At 59.0% G+C, this 18,911-nt stretch carries 20 protein-coding genes; 11 read left to right on the top strand and 9 right to left on the bottom strand.

The window, feature by feature from the left end; all coding sequences use genetic code 11:
• Nucleotides 1–74 precede the first annotated feature (74 nt).
• The 8 genes from sdhA to ACR0IP_RS19475 all read right to left on the bottom strand — a co-directional run bounded on the left by sdhA (nucleotide 75) and on the right by ACR0IP_RS19475 (nucleotide 6,366).
• The gene (sdhA, locus tag ACR0IP_RS19510) at nucleotides 75–1,883 is read right to left on the bottom strand and encodes a succinate dehydrogenase flavoprotein subunit (protein ID WP_170378956.1); all 1,809 of its coding nucleotides are present in this window, start codon (nucleotides 1,881–1,883) and stop codon (nucleotides 75–77) included.
• Nucleotides 1,884–1,905: 22 nt separating this feature from the next.
• Nucleotides 1,906–2,277: a succinate dehydrogenase, hydrophobic membrane anchor protein gene (locus ACR0IP_RS19505; protein ID WP_170468973.1), complete on the bottom strand. Its 372-nt coding sequence runs from the start codon at nucleotides 2,275–2,277 to the stop codon at nucleotides 1,906–1,908.
• 10 nt (nucleotides 2,278–2,287) lie between these two features.
• Nucleotides 2,288–2,671 carry a succinate dehydrogenase, cytochrome b556 subunit gene (sdhC, locus tag ACR0IP_RS19500; RefSeq protein WP_170378960.1) on the bottom strand — a complete coding sequence of 128 codons (384 nt, stop codon included), beginning with the start codon at nucleotides 2,669–2,671 and terminating at the stop codon, nucleotides 2,288–2,290.
• 213 nt (nucleotides 2,672–2,884) lie between these two features.
• The gene (locus ACR0IP_RS19495) at nucleotides 2,885–3,544 is read right to left on the bottom strand and encodes a DUF1194 domain-containing protein (protein ID WP_170666835.1); all 660 of its coding nucleotides are present in this window, start codon (nucleotides 3,542–3,544) and stop codon (nucleotides 2,885–2,887) included.
• A gap of 156 nt (nucleotides 3,545–3,700) precedes the next feature.
• Nucleotides 3,701–4,729: a MaoC family dehydratase gene (locus tag ACR0IP_RS19490; protein WP_480527400.1), complete on the bottom strand. Its 1,029-nt coding sequence runs from the start codon at nucleotides 4,727–4,729 to the stop codon at nucleotides 3,701–3,703.
• Nucleotides 4,729–4,935 carry a DUF1737 domain-containing protein gene (locus ACR0IP_RS19485; protein WP_170378966.1) on the bottom strand — a complete coding sequence of 69 codons (207 nt, stop codon included), beginning with the start codon at nucleotides 4,933–4,935 and terminating at the stop codon, nucleotides 4,729–4,731. The genes ACR0IP_RS19490 and ACR0IP_RS19485 overlap by 1 nt, the downstream gene beginning before the upstream one ends.
• 15 nt (nucleotides 4,936–4,950) lie before the next feature.
• Nucleotides 4,951–5,502, bottom strand: coding sequence for an NnrU family protein (locus ACR0IP_RS19480; RefSeq protein ID WP_480527398.1), 552 nt, complete (start codon nucleotides 5,500–5,502; stop codon nucleotides 4,951–4,953).
• 6 nt (nucleotides 5,503–5,508) lie between these two features.
• Nucleotides 5,509–6,366 (bottom strand): HpcH/HpaI aldolase/citrate lyase family protein, encoded by an 858-nt coding sequence (locus ACR0IP_RS19475; RefSeq protein WP_480527396.1) that lies wholly within the window; start codon nucleotides 6,364–6,366, stop codon nucleotides 5,509–5,511.
• Between the two features lie 169 nt (nucleotides 6,367–6,535).
• Between ACR0IP_RS19475 and ACR0IP_RS19470 the strand changes: the two genes are divergently transcribed.
• A complete protein-coding gene (locus ACR0IP_RS19470) occupies nucleotides 6,536–6,841 on the top strand; it encodes a hypothetical protein (RefSeq protein WP_170691502.1) in 306 nt (101 codons plus the stop codon).
• Here the strand turns inward: ACR0IP_RS19470 and ACR0IP_RS19465 are convergent.
• A complete protein-coding gene (locus ACR0IP_RS19465; RefSeq protein ID WP_480527393.1) occupies nucleotides 6,838–7,593 on the bottom strand; it encodes a sulfite exporter TauE/SafE family protein in 756 nt (251 codons plus the stop codon). The two genes, ACR0IP_RS19470 and ACR0IP_RS19465, sit on opposite strands and share 4 nt — an antisense overlap.
• A gap of 161 nt (nucleotides 7,594–7,754) precedes the next feature.
• Between ACR0IP_RS19465 and mdh the strand changes: the two genes are divergently transcribed.
• From mdh to lpdA, 10 genes are all read left to right on the top strand, one after another.
• Nucleotides 7,755–8,717: a malate dehydrogenase gene (gene mdh, locus ACR0IP_RS19460; RefSeq protein WP_170378975.1), complete on the top strand. Its 963-nt coding sequence runs from the start codon at nucleotides 7,755–7,757 to the stop codon at nucleotides 8,715–8,717.
• A gap of 320 nt (nucleotides 8,718–9,037) precedes the next feature.
• On the top strand, nucleotides 9,038–10,231 hold the full coding sequence (sucC, locus tag ACR0IP_RS19455) for an ADP-forming succinate--CoA ligase subunit beta (RefSeq protein WP_170469002.1): 1,194 nt from the start codon (nucleotides 9,038–9,040) through the stop codon (nucleotides 10,229–10,231).
• 84 nt (nucleotides 10,232–10,315) lie between these two features.
• Nucleotides 10,316–11,197: a succinate--CoA ligase subunit alpha gene (gene sucD, locus ACR0IP_RS19450; RefSeq protein WP_170378979.1), complete on the top strand. Its 882-nt coding sequence runs from the start codon at nucleotides 10,316–10,318 to the stop codon at nucleotides 11,195–11,197.
• Nucleotides 11,198–11,638, top strand: a complete 441-nt coding sequence (locus ACR0IP_RS19445) for a hypothetical protein (protein ID WP_480527390.1) — start codon at nucleotides 11,198–11,200, stop codon at nucleotides 11,636–11,638.
• 10 nt (nucleotides 11,639–11,648) lie between these two features.
• The gene (locus ACR0IP_RS19440; protein WP_170378982.1) at nucleotides 11,649–12,191 is read left to right on the top strand and encodes a DUF805 domain-containing protein; all 543 of its coding nucleotides are present in this window, start codon (nucleotides 11,649–11,651) and stop codon (nucleotides 12,189–12,191) included.
• Nucleotides 12,188–15,145: a 2-oxoglutarate dehydrogenase E1 component gene (locus ACR0IP_RS19435; protein WP_480527388.1), complete on the top strand. Its 2,958-nt coding sequence runs from the start codon at nucleotides 12,188–12,190 to the stop codon at nucleotides 15,143–15,145. The genes ACR0IP_RS19440 and ACR0IP_RS19435 overlap by 4 nt, the downstream gene beginning before the upstream one ends.
• Nucleotides 15,146–15,148: 3 nt before the next feature.
• Nucleotides 15,149–16,657, top strand: coding sequence for a 2-oxoglutarate dehydrogenase complex dihydrolipoyllysine-residue succinyltransferase (odhB, locus tag ACR0IP_RS19430; RefSeq protein WP_480527386.1), 1,509 nt, complete (start codon nucleotides 15,149–15,151; stop codon nucleotides 16,655–16,657).
• Between the two features lie 2 nt (nucleotides 16,658–16,659).
• The gene (locus ACR0IP_RS19425; RefSeq protein WP_170469015.1) at nucleotides 16,660–16,935 is read left to right on the top strand and encodes a hypothetical protein; all 276 of its coding nucleotides are present in this window, start codon (nucleotides 16,660–16,662) and stop codon (nucleotides 16,933–16,935) included.
• Nucleotides 16,936–17,058: 123 nt separating this feature from the next.
• The gene (locus ACR0IP_RS19420) at nucleotides 17,059–17,451 is read left to right on the top strand and encodes an MAPEG family protein (RefSeq protein ID WP_170469016.1); all 393 of its coding nucleotides are present in this window, start codon (nucleotides 17,059–17,061) and stop codon (nucleotides 17,449–17,451) included.
• Nucleotides 17,452–17,502: 51 nt separating this feature from the next.
• Complete coding sequence (gene lpdA / locus ACR0IP_RS19415; RefSeq protein WP_170642771.1) at nucleotides 17,503–18,891, top strand: dihydrolipoyl dehydrogenase; 1,389 nt, start codon at nucleotides 17,503–17,505, stop codon at nucleotides 18,889–18,891.
• Nucleotides 18,892–18,911 lie beyond the last annotated feature (20 nt).

Below are 18,911 nucleotides of genomic sequence, written 5' to 3'. Positions count from 1 at the left end.
GCGCCCGAAAGGGGCGTTTGTCGCGTCGGTGGGTATGTGGCGCTTGCACCTCATTGCCTGATGCCTGCCCCTACTTAGAAAGTCCGCGCTTTAGGCGCGATTTTCTTGAGGCTGATGCCGCCCTGATCCTCGTTGGTCAGAGGATCAACGATCACCGGACGGTAACTGAGTTCAACCTTGTTACCCTCGACCCGGCTGACGGTGTGGACACGCCAGTTCTCATCGTCGCGCTCTGCGAAATCCTCATGCGCATGTGCGCCACGGGACTCTTTGCGTGCTTCGGCCCCCACGATGGTGGCCAGAGCGCTTGGCATCAGGTTGGTCAGTTCCAGTGACTCCATCAGGTCACTGTTCCAAACCAGAGACCGGTCCGAAACCTTCAGATCGTCCATCTTAGCCGCGATCGCCGTCATCTTTTCGACGCCTTCCGCCATGGTCTTTGCGGTCCGGAACACGGCCGCGTCCTGCTGCATGGTCTTTTGCATTTCAAGCCGAAGGTCAGCGGTCGGGACTGCGCCCGAGGCGTTCCGTACGGCGTCAAACCGATCAAATGCCTTGTCAACCGATGCCTGATTCAGCACAGGGTTCGGCGCGTCTGCGTCCACTACTTTACCGGCCCGGATGGCCGCCGCGCGACCAAAGACCACCAGATCGATCAGAGAGTTAGAGCCCAGACGGTTGGCACCGTGGACCGAAGCACAACCCGCTTCGCCCACTGCCATCAGGCCGGGAACAACTGCGGTTGGGTTGTCTGCAGTTGGGTTGAGAACCTCACCCCAATAATTCGTCGGAATACCGCCCATATTGTAGTGCACGGTCGGCAGAACCGGGATTGGTTCCTTGGTAACGTCAACACCCGCAAAGACACGTGCCGATTCCGAGATTCCAGGCAGCCGTTCCGCCAGCGCCTCGGCTGGCAAGTGGCTAAGGTTCAGGTGGATGTGGTCGCCATCATCACCGTGACCACGACCTTCACGGATCTCCATCGTCATCGAACGCGAGACATAGTCGCGCGGCGCCAAGTCCTTATATTGGGGCGCATAGCGCTCCATGAACCGCTCACCTTCAGAGTTGGTCAGATAACCGCCTTCACCCCGAGCACCCTCTGTGATTAGGCAACCCGAGCCGTAGATTCCAGTCGGGTGAAACTGAACGAACTCCATATCCTGCAGGGCCAGACCGGCACGGGCCACCATGCCGCCACCGTCGCCGGTGCAGGTATGGGCCGAGGTCGCGCTGAAATACGCACGACCGTAACCGCCGGTCGCCAGTACAACCATCTTGGCGTTGAAGACATGCATCGTGCCGTCGTCCAGCTTCCAGCAGACGACGCCCTGACACTGCCCGTCCTCGGACATGATCAGGTCGATGGCGAAATATTCGATGTAGAATTCAGCGTTGTTTTTCAGCGATTGTCCATAAAGCGTATGCAGGATCGCGTGACCGGTCCGGTCTGCGGCCGCGCAGGTACGCTGCACGGCAGGGCCTTCGCCAAACTCGGTGGTGTGACCGCCGAAGGGGCGCTGATAGATTTTACCCTCTTCCGTACGGCTGAAGGGCACGCCGTAGTGTTCCAGCTCATAAACGGCCTTGGGAGCTTCGCGCGCAAGGTACTCCATCGCATCGGTGTCACCCAGCCAGTCCGAACCCTTTACGGTGTCGTACATGTGCCATTGCCAATGGTCAGGCCCCATGTTGGACAGGGACGCGGCAATACCACCTTGCGCGGCAACCGTGTGTGAGCGTGTCGGAAACACTTTGGTGACACAGGCTGTACGTAGACCCTGCTCGGCCATACCCAATGTTGCCCGCAGACCGGCCCCACCTGCGCCTACGACGACAACGTCGTATTCGTGGGTTTCATATTCATATGCTGCTGTCATTGTTCTTGTTCCTTATCGCGCGTCACAGGGCCAGCTTGACCAGGGCAAACAGCCCCGCAGCCATCAGCGTGTAGCCAAGCGCCCACATCGCAACGAGAGAGATTTTCTCAAGAATGCCATGGATATAGTCTTCGATGGTTTCCTGCGCCTCATACATAAGCTGCTGCAGGCCCACGACCAGCGTCAGGGCGGTGACAATCGCAGGGAAAGGACGGCTGAAATAGGCCAGAACCTCTTCATACGTGCCGCCGAGGCCCATTCCGAAGGTGATGATAAATATGGGAACCAGCACGGTCAGGATCATCGCGCGCACCATGGTACGCCAATGGGTTTGTGTTCCCGATTTCCCTGCGCCCAGGCCCTGCGCGCGTTTGCGGTCGGTCAGATATCGCATGTCCGTCTCCTTAAACCACAAGCACGGTGAGAATGGTCAGGACGGTGGCCCCGATGAACATACCCATCCCCAGCTTTTCCGAGGTGTTCACGTCGAGGCAGTAGCCGAAGTCCCAGAACACGTGACGCAGGCGGCCCAGCGTGTGATACCAAAGCGCCCAGGTCGCGACGATGAGGATCAGCTTGCCGAACCAGCTGGTCAGGAACCCGTCGATCAGCGCAAATGCACTTTCCGAAGTTGACGCTGCCAGCAGCCACCAGACGACCAGAATGGCAACGGCAAACACCCCGAGGCCGGAAAACCGAACCATGATGGATGACATGGAAGTCATTTGTGGGCGATAGATCATAATATGTGGCGAGAGCGGGCGGTTGCCCCGATTGACATCGGCCATGGCGGCTCCTCTTACTTTGGCTACCAGACTTTTTACTTGTTTTTGCGCTTCTGTCACGTGCTGCACCTGCAAAAACAGGTAAAATTGCCTCAAAAACGGTGATTTTGACCAATTGTGATCACGCACTTTAAAAGTGTGATCACAAAATACAATGCGATCATTCTATGTTAGCGTTTTCAACGCAGAAGCATTGTGATCACGAATCCCTACAGATCATCGAAAACCGGCAGATTGCTGCGTCACCTCGCGCAGCAACTTTTTTCGTATGCGCTCCGGGTAATCAGCAAAACCCGAAGCCGACACGACAAAAGCCCCCTCTCCGAAGATGACGTTCTCAAAGAAGTAGGCCGTCAGATCCGGTTCGCTTTCTTCGATGGCAATTGCGTTTACCGTCACGCCTCGATCTTTCAGAAGCCCATGAATCTGCGTCGGCTCAATCCCTTCGTTGGAAACCCCGTCTCCCGAGATATCAATCAGCAGTCGCCTGCACTCTGCCACTTCGTCAAACCGCAGCAGGGTGGCCTCTAAAGCTTCTCCGATCGCGGTTGAGAAGTTTCGCCAGACCCTTGGATCCTGCGCAACTTGATCAGCAAACTTCTCCAGAGCGATAAAGCTGTCGATTTTCGTCCACGGGATCGTCACCCGCTGGCGGGATTCGCCCGTCCACTGCACCAGCATCACCCGCGCCTGCCCGCGCACCAAGGCCTCGGACACGATCGGGTCACGCAACCCAGCGGCGAGGCCATCCATCTGAATGCGGTATTCGCTGCTGTCGACAGAGCCGGAGACATCCACCGCCAAGGCCAGCGCCAGATCGCACGCCCAGGCGGGGCGTGTAAGGCACAGGAAAAGGGTGAGAAAACGTAGAAACATGCCGCCACCCTAGCACGGATTGCGGGTGCTGTGTTCACATCACTGTAACCCGATTTTAGCGTTTCGGGTTATACCTGTGACACGAATACCCTGCCACGCTTGCAGCGTTCTCGGGACATTCGTGTCACTTGATGATTCAGGTAAACCCGAAACGCTTTAGATCGGCATCAAGGCCCAATAATCGAGGTCCAGCAGCACGTCCGACGTGTATTTTCCGTCTTCGCCGCGCAGCTCGAACGGCGCGCCGCCTTTGGTCGCCACCAGACGCAGGCGGATCGCCCCTACTCCGGGCACGTCGGTTTCGGCCTTGCCCAAAACCTCGGACCACGCCTTGATCGTGTCTCCTGCGAAACAAGGGTTGGCATGTGCGCCGGCATTCAGACCCACGATCATCTGCGCATTGGCGAGGCCGTTGAACGACAAGGCCCGCGCCATCGAGATCACGTGACCCCCATAGATCAGGCGGCCTTCAGGGCGGAAGGTCAGGTCGAAATGCACCTTGGCCGTGTTCTGCCATAGGCGTGTGGCCAACATATGCTCGGCCTCTTCCACCGTCACGCCGTCCACGTGGTCAATGGTTTCACCGATCTCATAGTCGCCCCAACGATGCGGCTCACCCGCCAGGGTGAAATCGTAGTTCGAGAAATCCAGCCCCTCGGGGATGACCAGATCGCTCGGCTCCAGCACTTTCTTCAGATCGGGCACAACCGTTTCCGGTGCTGGCGCATCCGGGTTGGCCTTGCGCACCATCACCCAGCGGACATATTCTAGGACCACTTCGTCTAACTGGTTCAGACCGCGCGTCCGCACCCAGACCACGCCGGTCTTGCCGTTCGAGTTCTGCTTGACCCCGATCACCTCGGACACCGACCGCAGCGTGTCGCCCGCATGAACCGGTAGCAACCAACGCCCCTCGGCATAGCCCAGATTGGCCACGGCGTTCAGCGAGATATCGGGCACCGTTTTGCCGAACACGACGTGGAAGGCCGCCAGATCATCAATCGGGCTTTCCTGCAATCCACAGGCCCGCGCGAACTCATCCGAGGAATACAGTGCATGACGCGCAGGGTAGAGCGCATGGTAGAGGCCGCGCTCTCCCTCCGTCACGGTGCGAGGGACGGCGTGCGGAAGCACCTGCCCGACGGAATAGTCCTCGAAAAAGCGGCCCGGATTGGTTTTTGCCATTATTGCTGTCCCAGTTTCATCTCAGGTGAATAGTCCGCGTCGACCTCTTTGGTCACAGCCTGCGCGCACCGCATGACGTTGTTGGCCTGATCGAAAGCGTAGGAGGGATCGCCATAAAGCTCCCACCCTTTTGCCAAGGCGTCCGACACTTTGTGACAGAAGGCCGAGGTGTCTTCCTCGGTCAGCAGGCGATAGAGTTTTGCCATTCTTTCAGGTCCTTATCATCCGAACGGAGACGGGCCGACCAGCCCGTGGATATAGCCGATCACACCCAGCAGCACGATCGAGGCAACAAAGAACATCGCGTCCATGCCATAGGTGCCGGGTTCGCCAGGGGTCCAGTCGGGTTCGGATTTGTTGATCACGATCACTTCGACCACGGCCCAGGCCAAAAGCCCGCCGAACAGGATGATCGAGGCCAGATCGCCATTCACCAGTAGATGCGCAAAGGCCCAAAGCTTGAACCCACCCAGCATCGGATGGCGCAGCTTATGCAGCAGACGGCCTTTCTTGGGGGCCGGGCTCATCATGTAGATCGCGATCAGCACCAACAGGTTGTTGATATGGGTCATCAAGCTTGGCGGCGCCCAGACATAGATGAACTCGGTCATGCGGTAGCCGAAGATCATCAGCAAGATCGCGGCCACCAGCGCCAGCGCCACAGCCCCCTTGCCGCCATCGCCCATAGCCGCGCGTTGCGCAGGCATGACGCGTTTGAACAGATGTGCAGCCCACCATAGCGCCACACCAAGGATCAGAAGAACAAAGCCCATGCTGGCTTACCCCGCTTGCAAAGCTGAAATCGCCTCCGCTTTTGCCAGAATTTCGCGGGCAGTTACAACATGCAGGTTTTCAACGATCTTGCCGTCAACCACTGCAACGCCCTGCCCTTGCGCCTCGGTTTCCTCAAACGCGCTGATCTGACGGCGGGCGAGGTCGATCTCGTCATCCGACGGGGCGAAGGCTGCATTGGTGACCTCGATCTGCGCCGGGTGGATCAGCGTCTTGCCATCGAAGCCCATATCGCGGCCCTGTTCGCATTCCGCCGCCAAACCATCGGTGTCCTTGAAGGCGTTGTGGACGCCGTCAACGATGATCAGCCCCTCGGCCTTGGCCGCAAGCAGGCAAAGACCAAGTGAGGTCATCAGCGGCAGACGGTCCGGACGGAACCGCGTTTGCAGGTCCTTGGCCAGATCGTTTGTCCCCATCACGAAACCCGCCATCAGCGGATGCGCTGCAATCTCGGCTGCATTCAGCATACCGCGCGGGGTCTCCATCATGGCCCAGATCGGCAGGTCCCCGGTGATCGCGGCCAAAGCATCCACATCTACGGCGGAGTTCACCTTGGGCAGCAAAACCGCATCGGCATCCATCTCGCGCACGGCTTTCGCGTCATCTGCGCCCCACGGAGTATCCAGCCCGTTGATGCGCACGATCTTGACCCGAGGGCCGTATCCGCCAGCGGCCAGAGCTGCCTTCAGGGTCTCGCGTGCATTGGCCTTTTCGTTGGCAGCCACCGCGTCTTCCAGATCGAAGATGATGGCATCAACCGGCAATGTGCGGGCCTTGTCCAAGGCCCGGTCACGCGAACCGGGAATGTATAGAACCGAGCGATAAGGGCGCTGACGCGGGTGCATTGGCCTCTCCCGTTGAAATAATATTGCGCAGAAAGGGGCATTTTTCTCAGGAAAGTTCAAGGTAAAAATCGCCGCAACGCAGCATAAGTGACGCAACGCTCTCTGCTTTAACGCAATATCGCCCTCTTGACCGCAGGCTTTGGACGACTGGAGACAGATGGGGTCAGAGATGAAAAAGACAGTATTAAAGATGACAATTGGGCTGGGAATCATGGTCCTCGCGGCGCAACAGGTTCAGGCCCAGGCCCGCAATTGCGCCCCTCGGGCCGATGTGTTGCAGCGCCTTGCCGAGACCTATGGCGAAACGCGCCGGGGGATCGGCATTGCCCGTCAGGGTGCGGTGATGGAGCTGTTTGCCTCGGACCAATCCGGCAGTTGGACGATCACGGTGACCCTGCGGGACGGGATGACCTGCCTTGTGGCCTCAGGGCAGGCCTATGAACAGATGGCCGATTCCCTGCCGCCAAATACCTAGGTCAGCGCGTCCCAGATCAGCTTGCCTCCGGTCAGGGTCAGCAACACATAGGCGATGTCAAAGAACAGGCGTTCGGACAGCATGAAATGCGCCCGGACGCCCAACCAGGCCCCCAATATGGCGAACGGGGTCAACAGAAGGTCCGCCAGCGCCGTGTGCCATGTGAACAGGCCAAGATAGGCATAGGGCACGAATTTCGCGGCGTTGATCACCCAGAACACCAAAACGGTCGAGGCCTGAAACTCGGTCTTCGACAGGCGCTGGGACAACAGATAGACGGCAGCCGGTGGACCTCCTGCATGGCTGACGAAGCTGGTAAACCCGGCGACAAGCCCCGCGAACAGACCTGCAGACGCAGGCAACCGGCGGGTGAAACCGCGGATCCAGCCTTTGCTTTGGGCGACGTGCCAGATCACAAACCCGATCGAGATCCCTCCGATCAGCAGGCGAAGCAGGTCGTCATCTGTAACGCGGTAAAGCCAGGTACCCAGCAGAACACCCGGAACCGCGCCCAGGATCAGCAAACGCGAATCCGGCCAGCTCCAGCGTTTCCAGTAGGGTCCCAGCGTGGCCATGTCGATCACCATGAGGATCGGCAGCATCAGCGCCAACGCCTGCCCCGGTGTTAGTATCAGAGCCAGAATCGACGACGACGCAAAGGCCACGCCCGAGCCAAACCCACCCTTCGAGATGCCCGCAAAGATCACCGCCGGGATCGCGACTGCAAAAAACATTAGGTTCAATTCAAACATGAAACGTCCCGGGAATTGGCTTGATTCACAGGCGGTTTAGCGCAATCGGATTGGGGATAGCAAACGGTATGCGGTGGCATGCCGCGCCGCAGGACCCTTGCGCAAAAGCCATTTAGCGACTAGCAAACCCGCGATTTCAATACCGACCGGAGATATTCCAAATGGCCAGACCCAAGATTGCGCTGATCGGCGCTGGGAACATCGGCGGCACGCTTGCGCATCTTGCAGCTGTCAAAGAACTCGGTGACGTCGTCCTGTTTGACATCGCTGACGGACTGCCTCAGGGCAAGGCGCTCGACATCGCCGAGTCCGGCCCGTCCGAAGGCTTTGACGCCGCAATGTCGGGAAGCAGCGACTATGCGGACATCGCAGGCGCAGACGTTTGCATCGTAACCGCAGGTGTCGCCCGCAAACCGGGGATGAGCCGCGATGACCTGCTGGGCATCAACCTGAAAGTCATGAAGTCGGTCGGCGAAGGCATCGCAGCCCACGCGCCCGACGCGTTCGTGATCTGCATCACCAACCCGCTGGACGCGATGGTCTGGGCTCTGCGCGAATTCTCGGGCCTGCCGCACAACAAAGTCTGCGGCATGGCGGGCGTTCTCGACTCGGCGCGTTTTGCGCATTTCCTGTCGGAAGAGTTCAACGTCTCGATGCGCGACGTCACCGCCTTTGTTCTGGGCGGTCACGGCGACACGATGGTGCCGTCGGTTCGCTATTCGACCGTTGCCGGTATCCCGCTGCCCGATCTGGTTGAGATGGGCTGGACCACGCAAGAGAAATTGGACGCCATCGTTCAGCGTACCCGTGACGGCGGCGCCGAGATCGTTGGCCTGCTGAAAACCGGATCGGCCTTCTATGCGCCAGCGACCTCAGCGATCGAAATGGCCGAAGCCTACCTGAAAGATCAAAAGCGCGTTCTGCCCTGCGCTGCCTATTGCAACGGCGAGTTCGGCGTTGACGGCATGTATGTCGGCGTTCCGACTGTCATCGGCGCCGGCGGCATCGAGCGTATCGTCGACATCAAGCTGAACGAAGATGAACAAGCGGGCTTTGAAAACTCGGTCAACGCTGTCAAGGGCCTGATTGAGGCTTGCAAAGGTATCGACGGCTCGCTGGCTTAAACGCTCTAAAACTCAATTTCAGAACCGGCCCTGAATGGGCCGGTTTTTTTATGCGGCGGGCCCACTACGTCACTAATCCGCCGCCTGGAATGTTAGGGCAAACGTCGCAAATGCCTATTTTGAAGCGGTTTTGAAACTCCGTTCGATGTGGATTCGAATCAATACTCATTCCGTTTAGTTTTGTGATCACACCCTAAAATACCGTGATCACAAATCGAAAAAATCTTCACTAAAAACCACTCCGAGGTCAAAAAAGCCTTTATAATTGCGCCCTAGACACCTCTATATCGGTTTAATCGTAGTCAGACGGGACAATTTCGATGAACATTCACGAATACCAAGCCAAGGCGCTTCTTCGCAGCTATGGCGCTCCGGTCTCCGACGGTCGCGCGGTTCTGCGCGCCGAGGAAGCCAAAACCGCAGCCGGTGAACTGGACGGCCCTCTTTGGGTTGTTAAGGCCCAGATCCATGCAGGTGGACGTGGCAAGGGCAGCTTCAAAGAGGCAGACGCAGGTGAAAAAGGCGGTGTCCGTCTGACCAAGTCGGTGGAAGAAGCAGCCGAGGAAGCAAAGAAGATGCTGGGTCGCACTCTTGTCACCCACCAGACTGGCCCCGCGGGCAAACAGGTCAACCGCATCTATATCGAAGCCGGTTCCGGTATCGAGCGTGAATTGTACCTGGCCCTGCTGGTGGATCGCCAGACCAGCCGCATCTCTTTTGTCTGCTCGACCGAAGGCGGCATGGATATCGAAGAAGTGGCCGCGTCCACGCCCGAAAAAATCCTCTCTTTCTCGGTGGACCCTGTGACTGGCTATCAGGCCTATCACGGCCGCCGCATCGCGTTCTCGCTGGGTCTGGAAGGCGCGCAGGTCAAACAATGTGTGCGCCTGATGGGCATCCTCTACAAAGCCTTCGTCGAGAAGGACATGGAGATGCTGGAGATAAACCCGCTGATCGTCTCAGACAGCGGCGAACTCAAGGTTTTGGACGCCAAGCTGGGCTTTGACGGCAACGCGGTTTACCGCCACCCCGACATCGCCGAGCTGCGCGACGAGACCGAGGAAGATCCCAAGGAACTGGAAGCCTCCAAGTACGACCTGAACTACATCGCGCTGGATGGTGAGATCGGCTGCATGGTAAACGGTGCGGGTCTGGCGATGGCGACTATGGACATCATCAAACTCTACGGTGCCGAGCCTGCCAACTTCCTCGACGTGGGCGGCGGTGCGACCAAAGAGAAAGTGACAGAGGCGTTCAAAATCATCACCTCGGACCCGAACGTCAAAGGCATTCTGGTCAACATCTTCGGCGGCATCATGCGCTGTGACGTCATCGCCGAGGGCGTTGTTGCCGCGGTGAAAGAGGTCGGCCTGCAGGTTCCGCTGGTCGTACGTCTGGAAGGCACGAATGTCGAAAAGGGCAAAGAGATCATCAATTCCTCTGGCCTGGACGTGATCGCGGCGGACAACCTTAAAGACGGCGCCGAGAAGATCGTGAAAGCCGTGAAAGGCTAAGCCCAATTCCGTGGAGTGGGTTTCGCCCCACTTTTCCGAAGAATTCTGGCAGGCCTTGGCCCGCCTAAAATAGGAGAACGCCAAATGGCAGTCCTCATCGACGAAAATACCAAAGTGATCTGTCAGGGCTTTACCGGCTCGCAGGGCACATTCCACTCTGAACAGGCCATCGCCTACGGCACCAAGATGGTCGGCGGCGTGACCCCCGGCAAAGGCGGGATGGAGCATCTGGGCCTGCCCGTGTTCAACTCGGTCCACGAGGCCAAGCATGTGACCGAAGCCAATGCCTCGGTGATCTATGTTCCGCCGCCTTTCGCGGCTGACTCGATCCTCGAAGCGATTGATGCCGAGATGGAAGTGATCGTCTGCATCACCGAAGGCATCCCGGTTCTGGACATGATGAAGGTGAAGCGCGCGCTCGAAGGCAGCAAATCGCGCCTGATCGGCCCGAACTGCCCCGGCGTCATCACACCTGACGCCTGCAAGATCGGCATCATGCCCGGTCACATCCACAAGCGCGGCTCGGTCGGCGTTGTGTCGCGCTCGGGCACCCTGACTTATGAGGCCGTCAAACAGACCACCGATGTGGGTCTGGGCCAGTCCACCTGCGTAGGCATCGGCGGCGACCCGATCAAAGGCACCGAGCATATCGACGTGCTGGAATGGTTCCTGGCGGATGACGAGACCCATTCGATCATCATGATCGGTGAGATCGGTGGCTCGGCCGAGGAAGAAGCCGCACAGTTCCTGGCGGATGAGGCCAAGAAGGGCCGCAAGAAGCCGGTTGCCGGTTTCATCGCAGGCCGCACCGCCCCTCCGGGCCGCCGCATGGGCCACGCAGGCGCGATTGTCGCGGGCGGCAAAGGCGGCGCCGAGGACAAGATCGAAGCCATGCGCTCGGCCGGTATCGTTGTGGCAGAAAGCCCTGCGACGCTGGGTGAGGCAGTGCTGGAAGCGATTGGGTAAATGATCAACTGCCGGGCATACGCTCTAAGGGCGGCGCCCGAAAAAAGGGTGGGCGCGTTGCGTCCATCCTTCTCATCTTTAGCTTGGCTGTGGTCTTTGTTCGCGACTGCGATATTCGCATCTTCTGCCGCTGGGCAAGCCAAAGCAAAGGAATGTGAAGTTCGTATTGGCTGGTCCAGTGAGGGACGGTTTATTCAGGACGAGGCTTGCGGCATACACCAAGTCGCCAAGGAAAAAGGTTTTTTTGACCTCGAGTTATCGGGGAGCAAAAAATACCAATTCCGCTTTCGCGCAAACAACGTATCCACCAAGGATGAAATAGTGCGGCGCGTTGGTTATGTTTGCGAATTGATAGGCAGCAAAAGGGCCGTTTTCTCAGCCAATCGCGGAAGGGAGCGTGCGCTGATCGTTTCTTTTTCATGTGACGACGCAAGGGGGTGAATTGACTGCCATGACCTTCTCTGACGCGATCCGCACTTGTTTTTCCAAGTTCTTCACCTTCTCGGGTCGCGCCTCACGGCCCGAATACTGGTTCTTTTTCCTGTTCATCGTGATCTGGAGCATCATCGCCGGGATCATTGATGCGCAGTTCTTCACTCAGGTCTCCGTGACCGAGGGGGATGGCGTGAAATCCGTAACCGCCACGTCCCGTCAACCGGTGCAAAGCATCGTCAGCCTGATTGTGTTCTTCCCGCATCTGGCCGTCGCATGGCGGCGGATGCACGATTCCGGGCGCAGCGGGCTTTACGCTCTGTTGCCGATCCTGCTGATCCTCGGGGCCTTCGCGGTTCTGATCTTCGGCATCGGCCTTGCCTCGAGTTTCCAGCATGGCGGCAATCTGGACATTCTGTTCACACGTGCCACTCTGCTGATCGTCATTCCGACACTGCTTGTTTTGTTTGTGTCGCCCCTCCTGGTTCTGTGGTGGCTGACCCGCCCGTCTCAACCAGGCACCAACCAATACGGTCCCAACCCATATGAGGTAGCCCAATGACCGAACACACGCCCAATTCCGCGTTCCATGCCTCAAGCTTTATGCAAGGCCACAATGCCGAGTATCTGGAGCAGCTCTATGCCCAATACACCAAGAACCCCGGGGCGGTGGATGCCGCTTGGGACGAGTTTTTCAAGGCAATGGGTGACGCTTCTCCGGATGTTCAGCGCGAGGCCGAGGGGCCATCCTGGGCGCGGACCGACTGGCCGCCGATGCCTGCGGATGATCTGACCGGGGCGCTGACCGGTGAGTGGGCCGAGATCGATGCCAAGGCGGCGGGCAAGAAGATCGAGGAAAAGGCCGCAGACAAGGGCGTAGAGGTCAGCGATGACCAGATCAAGCGCGCCGTGCTGGACAGCTTGCGAGCGCTGATGCTGATCCGGGCCTACCGGATCCGGGGCCATCTGGCCGCAGATCTGGATCCGCTGGGCATGCGCGCGGCCAGCACACACCCGGAACTCGATCCGAAGACCTATGGCTTTACCGAGGCCGACATGGACCGGCCGATCTTTATCGACAATGTTCTGGGCCTGCAGATGGCGTCGATGCGGCAGATCGTCGAGATCGTGAAGCGGACCTACTGCGGCACCTTCGCGCTGCAATACATGCATATCTCAGACCCGGAACAAGCCGCCTGGCTGAAGGAGCGGATCGAAGGTTACGGCAAGGAAATCGCCTTTACCAAGGAAGGCCGTAAGGCGATCCTGAACAAGATGGTCGAGGCCGAGGGTTTCGAAAAATTCCTGCATGTCAAATACATGGGGACCAAACGGTTCGGTCTGGATGGTGGTGAAAGCCTGATCCCGGCGATGGAGCAGATTATCAAACGCGGTGGTGCTCTGGGCGTCAGCGACATTGTCATCGGCATGCCGCACAGAGGCCGCCTGAATATTCTAGCCAACGTTATGGGCAAGCCCTACCGCGCGATTTTCAATGAGTTCCAGGGCGGCAGCTTTAAGCCTGAAGATGTGGATGGCTCTGGCGACGTGAAATATCATCTCGGTGCCTCCAGCGACCGTGAGTTTGACGGCAACAGCGTCCACCTGTCGCTTACTGCCAACCCCTCGCACCTAGAAGCGGTGAACCCGGTGGTTCTTGGGAAGGTCCGCGCCAAACAGGATCAGTTGAACGACACCGACCGCACCAAGGTTATGGGCATCCTGCTGCACGGTGACGCGGCCTTTGCTGGTCAGGGTGTGGTCGCCGAAGGGTTTGGTCTGTCCGGCCTCAAGGGCCACAAGACAGGCGGCACCATGCATATCGTCGTGAACAACCAGATCGGCTTCACAACGGCGCCGCACTTCTCGCGCTCCAGCCCGTATCCCACGGATATCGCGCTGATGGTCGAAGCGCCGATCTTCCACGTCAACGGCGACGACCCCGAGGCGGTTGTTCACGCCGCCAAGGTCGCGACCGAGTTCCGCCAGAAGTTCCACAAGGACGTGGTCATCGACATCTTCTGCTACCGCAGGTTTGGTCACAACGAGGGCGATGAGCCCATGTTCACCAACCCGATCATGTACAAGAAGATCAAGACGCATAAGACCACTCTGTCGCTCTACACCGAACGTCTGGTCAAAGATGGGCTTATCCCCGAAGGTGAGATCGAGGATATGAAAGCCGCCTTCCAGGCCCATCTGAATGATGAGTTCGAGGCCGGCAAAGACTATAAACCCAACAAGGCCGACTGGCTGGATGGGCGCTGGTCGCATCTGGACAAGAACAAAGAGGACTATGTGCGCGGCGAAACCGCCATCGCCCCGGCGACTCTGGCCGAGATCGGCAACGCGCTGACCCACGCCCCTGCGGATATTGCGGTACACAAAACCGTTGCGCGTCTGCTGGACCACAAAAAACAGATGTTCGACAGTGGCAAAGGCTTTGACTGGGCCACAGGTGAAGCGCTGGCCTTTGGCTCGTTGCTGACCGAGGGCTTTCCGGTTCGACTGTCCGGTCAGGACGCGACGCGCGGGACGTTCAGTCAACGTCACTCGGGCTTTGTCCATCAGGAAACGGAAGAGCGGTTTTATCCGCTGAACAACATCCGCGAGGGTCAGTCGCACTACGAAGTGATCGACTCGATGCTGTCTGAATATGCGGTTCTGGGTTTTGAATACGGCTACTCGTTGGCTGAGCCGAACGCTCTAGTCCTGTGGGAGGCGCAGTTTGGTGACTTTGCCAACGGGGCGCAGATCATGTTCGACCAGTTCATCAGCTCGGGCGAAAGCAAATGGTTGCGGATGTCGGGTCTGGTGACGCTGCTGCCGCACGGGTTCGAGGGGCAAGGCCCCGAACACAGCTCGGCGCGTTTGGAGCGGTTCCTGCAGATGTGTGGTCAGGACAACTGGATCGTGGCGAACTGCACAACACCGGCGAACTATTTCCACATCCTGCGCCGCCAGCTGCACCGTACCTTCCGTAAACCGCTGATCCTGGTGACCCCGAAATCGTTGCTTCGTCACAAGCTGGCGGTCAGCACGGCCGAGGATTTCACCACTGGCTCCAGCTTCCACCGGGTGCTGTGGGACGATGCGCAACAGGGCAACTCGGACACCAAGCTGGCCGCAGACGACAAGATCAAGCGCGTGGTTCTGTGTTCCGGCAAGGTCTACTACGACCTGCTAGAGGAACGCGACGCCCGTGGTATCGACGACGTCTACCTGATGCGGATCGAGCAGTATTACCCGTTCCCAGCGCACTCGCTGATCAACGAGCTTGAGCGTTTCAAAGGGGCTGAGATCGTCTGGTGCCAGGAAGAGCCTAAAAACCAAGGTGCCTGGACCTTCATCGAACCCAATATCGAATGGGTGCTGACCCGCATCGGCGCCAAGCATACACGGCCGCTCTATGTCGGCCGCGCAACCTCGGCCTCGCCTGCGACGGGTCTGGCCAGCCAACACAAAGCTCAACAAGAAGCGCTCGTGAACGAAGCGCTGAGCCTCGAAGGAAAGTAAACGATGACCATTGAAGTTCGTGTTCCCACGCTAGGCGAGTCTGTTACCGAAGCCACGGTTGCGACCTGGTTCAAGAAACCCGGTGATGCCGTGGCCGTGGATGAGATGCTCTGTGAGCTTGAAACCGACAAGGTGACGGTCGAAGTCCCCGCCCCAGCCGCTGGCGTTATGGGCGAGATTGTTGCCGCCGAAGGTGAGACCGTGGGCGTAGACGCCCTGCTGGCGACCATCGCCGCAGGCGAAGGCGCAGCCCCTGCCCCCGCCGCAGCAGCGCCCGCCCCTGCGGCCGCTCCAGCAGCGTCGGGTGGAAGTGTTGACGTGATGGTGCCCACACTGGGTGAATCGGTCACCGAAGCCACGGTCTCGACCTGGTTCAAACAGGTTGGCGACCCGGTCGCGCAGGATGAAATGCTGTGTGAGCTGGAGACCGACAAGGTCTCGGTCGAGGTTCCCGCCCCTGCTGCTGGCGTTCTGGCGGAAATCACAGCGCCCGAAGGCACAACTGTGGACGCCTCGGCCAAACTGGCCGTGATCTCGGGCTCCGGTGCAGGCGCCGCCCCATCGCCAGCCCCTGCCGCCGCAGTAGCTCCTGCTGCCGCAGCAACCGGCAAAGATGTCGCCAATGCTCCGTCGGCAGAAAAAGCCATGGCCGAGGCCGGTCTGTCCGCCGCTCAAGTCTCTGGCACCGGACGTGATGGCCGCATCATGAAAGAAGACGTGGCCCGCGCCGTGGCAACGGCTGCTGCACCCGCGCCTGCTACCGCTCCGGCTCCGGCCCCTGCGCCGCGTGCGCCTGTGGCCGCCGATGACGCCGCGCGCGAGGAACGGGTCAAGATGACCCGCCTGCGCCAGACCATCGCCAAGCGTCTGAAAGACAGCCAGAATACCGCTGCCATGCTGACCACCTATAACGAGGTGGACATGACCGAGGTGATGGCCCTGCGCAGCCAGTACAAGGATCAGTTCGAGAAGAAACACGGCGTGCGTCTGGGCTTTATGTCCTTCTTCACCAAGGCCTGCTGCCATGCGCTGAAAGAAGTGCCCGAGGTGAATGCCGAAATCGACGGTACAGACATCGTCTACAAGAACTTCGTCCATATGGGTGTCGCCGCCGGTACGCCCACAGGCCTGGTGGTTCCGGTCATTCGCGATGCGGACTCGATGTCTTTTGCAGCAATCGAAAAGGCCATCGCCGAGAAAGGCAAACGCGCCCGTGACGGCAAGCTGAGCATGGCTGAGATGCAAGGCGGCACCTTCACCATCTCCAATGGTGGTGTCTATGGCTCGCTGATGTCCTCGCCGATCCTGAACCCCCCGCAATCGGGTATTCTGGGCATGCACAAGATCCAGGACCGCCCGATGGCGATCAACGGTCAGGTTGTGATCCGTCCGATGATGTATCTGGCGCTGTCCTATGACCACCGGATCGTTGACGGCAAAGGCGCGGTGACCTTCCTTGTCCGCGTGAAAGAGGCGCTAGAAGACCCGCGCCGCCTGCTGATGGATCTGTAATCATGGCAACGCATGTTCTGTGGCAAGCCGATGTGGCAGACTTTGATGCCTGGCTGAAGGTGTTTCGCGAAGACATCGCGATGCGCCAGGCCGCTGGTATCCACGACCTACATGTCTGGCGTGACCCCGATCAAAAGGATCACGCCATCGCCATGTTCGAAGTGGATGACATACAAAAAGCCCGCGCTTTCTTCGACTCGGAAGAGCTGGCCATGCATCTCGAACGCGGTGGGGTCGCCCATATCCAGGTGAAACTTCTGGACCCGGTCTTACCGTAAAAACTCTGCTGTGTGCGGGACCACCCCGCACACAGTCCCGCAAATACACGTGAAGCGCGCCTGCTATTGATGTCAGAGAATGCTAACCGACAAACGGACTCTGGTTGAAAAAGGATACTCGTCATGTCTTCCGAACTTTCCATTCTTGCTCTGTACGGCCTTCTGATCGTCGTAGTGGTTTTGCTGAATGTGCTGACAGCCATGTCGCAGGTCGGGTTGATGACATTGGGTGGCGCACGAGATGATATGCCCGCCCTGACCGGCGTTGCGGGCCGGGTCGAGCGGGCTCTGACCAATTCGGTCGTCGCCATGGCCCTGTTTGCCCCTGCCGTTCTGATCCTGTCCGCCAAGGACGCCTTCACCTCCGGATCGCTGCTAGCCGCGCAGATTTTTCTGATCGCGCGTGTCGTTTTCGTTCCGGTCTACGCCTTCGCAATCCCGGTTCCCTTCCTGCGCACTATCGTGTGGATGGCTGGGTTTCTTGCGACGATCTACCTTTACCTGCTAGCCCTATAGCTTAGTACGCCGCGCCAGGATGCGGCCAAGACACACCAAGGAGTGCCCTCAATGTCCAGCTATGACGTCATCGTAATTGGAGCCGGTCCCGGCGGCTATGTCTGTGCCATCCGCTGCGCCCAGCTGGGTCTGAAAACCGCCGTTGTCGAAGGGCGTGAGACGCTGGGCGGCACCTGCCTGAACGTGGGCTGCATCCCGTCGAAGGCGCTGTTGCATGCCTCTCATCAGCTGCACGAGGCAGAGCATAACTTTGCCAAGATGGGCCTGAAGGGCAAATCTCCGTCCGTCGACTGGAAACAGATGCAGGCCTACAAGGACGAGGTGATCGAGGGCAACACCAAGGGCATCGAGTTCCTCTTCAAGAAGAACAAGATCGACTGGCTGAAAGGCTGGGGGTCAATCCCGGCTGCCGGCAAGGTCAAAGTGGGTGATGAGGTTCACGACACCAAGAACATCATCATCGCATCAGGCTCCGAGCCTTCGGCCCTGCCGGGTGTCGAGGTTGACGAGAAGGTCGTCGTGACCTCAACCGGGGCGCTGTCGCTGGGCAAGATCCCGAAGAAGATGGTAGTGATTGGTGCCGGTGTGATCGGTCTGGAACTGGGCTCGGTTTACAGCCGTCTGGGCGCTGAAGTGACGGTGATCGAATTCCTCAAGGAAATCACCCCCGGCATGGACCCCGAGGTGCAGAAGACCTTCCAGCGGATCCTCAAGAAGCAGGGTCTGAACTTCGTGATGGGTGCGGCGGTGCAAAAGACCGAAGCGTCAAAAACCAAAGCGAAAGTCACCTACAAGCTGCTCAAGGATGACAGTGAACATGTAATTGAAGCCGATACCGTTCTGGTCGCCACCGGACGCAAGCCATACTCGGACGGGCTGGGGCTGGATGCGCTGGGTGTCGAGATGACGCCGCGCGGTCAGATCAAGGTCGGCTCGGACTGGCAGACCAACGTGCCGGGCATCTACGCGATCGGCGACGTCACCGAAGGCCCGATGCTGGCCCACAAGGCCGAAGACGAAGGCATGGCCGCCGCCGAGCAGGTGGCCGGCAAGCACGGCCACGTGAACTACGGCGTCATCCCCGGCGTGATCTACACCTGGCCCGAAGTTGCCAATGTGGGTGAAACCGAGGCGACTCTGAAAGAACACGGCCGCGCCTACAAGGTCGGCAAGTTCATGTTCATGGGCAATGGCCGGGCCAAGGCCAACTTTGCCTCTGACGGATTCGTCAAGATTCTGGCCGACAAGGAAACCGACCGGATTCTGGGTGCCCATATCATCGGCCCCGCTGCGGGCGACCTGATCCACGAGGTTTGCGTCGCGATGGAGTTCGGCGCCTCAGCCGAAGATCTCGCCCTGACCTGCCACGCCCACCCGACCTATTCGGAAGCCGTGCGTGAGGCCGCTCTGGCCTGTGGTGACGGCCCAATTCATAGCTAAAGCTTTCTGACCCCGGCAGC

It is taken from the genome of Ruegeria sp. AL11 (assembly GCF_056540865.1).
Note: the sequence above shows the minus strand (reverse complement) of the source record. Positions and strands in the feature narration are given on the sequence as shown.

Bases quoted from the DNA above. Each gene is read 5' to 3' on its own strand.
- sdhA (WP_170378956.1), bottom strand. From the start codon at position 1,883: ATGACAGCAGCATATGAATATGAAACCCACGAATACGACGTTGTCGTC.
- ACR0IP_RS19505 (WP_170468973.1), bottom strand. From the start codon at position 2,277: ATGCGATATCTGACCGACCGCAAACGCGCGCAGGGCCTGGGCGCAGGG.
- sdhC (WP_170378960.1), bottom strand. From the start codon at position 2,671: ATGGCCGATGTCAATCGGGGCAACCGCCCGCTCTCGCCACATATTATG.
- ACR0IP_RS19495 (WP_170666835.1), bottom strand. From the start codon at position 3,544: ATGTTTCTACGTTTTCTCACCCTTTTCCTGTGCCTTACACGCCCCGCC.
- ACR0IP_RS19490 (WP_480527400.1), bottom strand. From the start codon at position 4,729: ATGGCAAAAACCAATCCGGGCCGCTTTTTCGAGGACTATTCCGTCGGG.
- ACR0IP_RS19485 (WP_170378966.1), bottom strand. From the start codon at position 4,935: ATGGCAAAACTCTATCGCCTGCTGACCGAGGAAGACACCTCGGCCTTC.
- ACR0IP_RS19480 (WP_480527398.1), bottom strand. From the start codon at position 5,502: ATGGGCTTTGTTCTTCTGATCCTTGGTGTGGCGCTATGGTGGGCTGCA.
- ACR0IP_RS19475 (WP_480527396.1), bottom strand. From the start codon at position 6,366: ATGCACCCGCGTCAGCGCCCTTATCGCTCGGTTCTATACATTCCCGGT.
- ACR0IP_RS19470 (WP_170691502.1), top strand. From the start codon at position 6,536: ATGAAAAAGACAGTATTAAAGATGACAATTGGGCTGGGAATCATGGTC.
- ACR0IP_RS19465 (WP_480527393.1), bottom strand. From the start codon at position 7,593: ATGTTTGAATTGAACCTAATGTTTTTTGCAGTCGCGATCCCGGCGGTG.
- mdh (WP_170378975.1), top strand. From the start codon at position 7,755: ATGGCCAGACCCAAGATTGCGCTGATCGGCGCTGGGAACATCGGCGGC.
- sucC (WP_170469002.1), top strand. From the start codon at position 9,038: ATGAACATTCACGAATACCAAGCCAAGGCGCTTCTTCGCAGCTATGGC.
- sucD (WP_170378979.1), top strand. From the start codon at position 10,316: ATGGCAGTCCTCATCGACGAAAATACCAAAGTGATCTGTCAGGGCTTT.
- ACR0IP_RS19445 (WP_480527390.1), top strand. From the start codon at position 11,198: ATGATCAACTGCCGGGCATACGCTCTAAGGGCGGCGCCCGAAAAAAGG.
- ACR0IP_RS19440 (WP_170378982.1), top strand. From the start codon at position 11,649: ATGACCTTCTCTGACGCGATCCGCACTTGTTTTTCCAAGTTCTTCACC.
- ACR0IP_RS19435 (WP_480527388.1), top strand. From the start codon at position 12,188: ATGACCGAACACACGCCCAATTCCGCGTTCCATGCCTCAAGCTTTATG.
- odhB (WP_480527386.1), top strand. From the start codon at position 15,149: ATGACCATTGAAGTTCGTGTTCCCACGCTAGGCGAGTCTGTTACCGAA.
- ACR0IP_RS19425 (WP_170469015.1), top strand. From the start codon at position 16,660: ATGGCAACGCATGTTCTGTGGCAAGCCGATGTGGCAGACTTTGATGCC.
- ACR0IP_RS19420 (WP_170469016.1), top strand. From the start codon at position 17,059: ATGTCTTCCGAACTTTCCATTCTTGCTCTGTACGGCCTTCTGATCGTC.
- lpdA (WP_170642771.1), top strand. From the start codon at position 17,503: ATGTCCAGCTATGACGTCATCGTAATTGGAGCCGGTCCCGGCGGCTAT.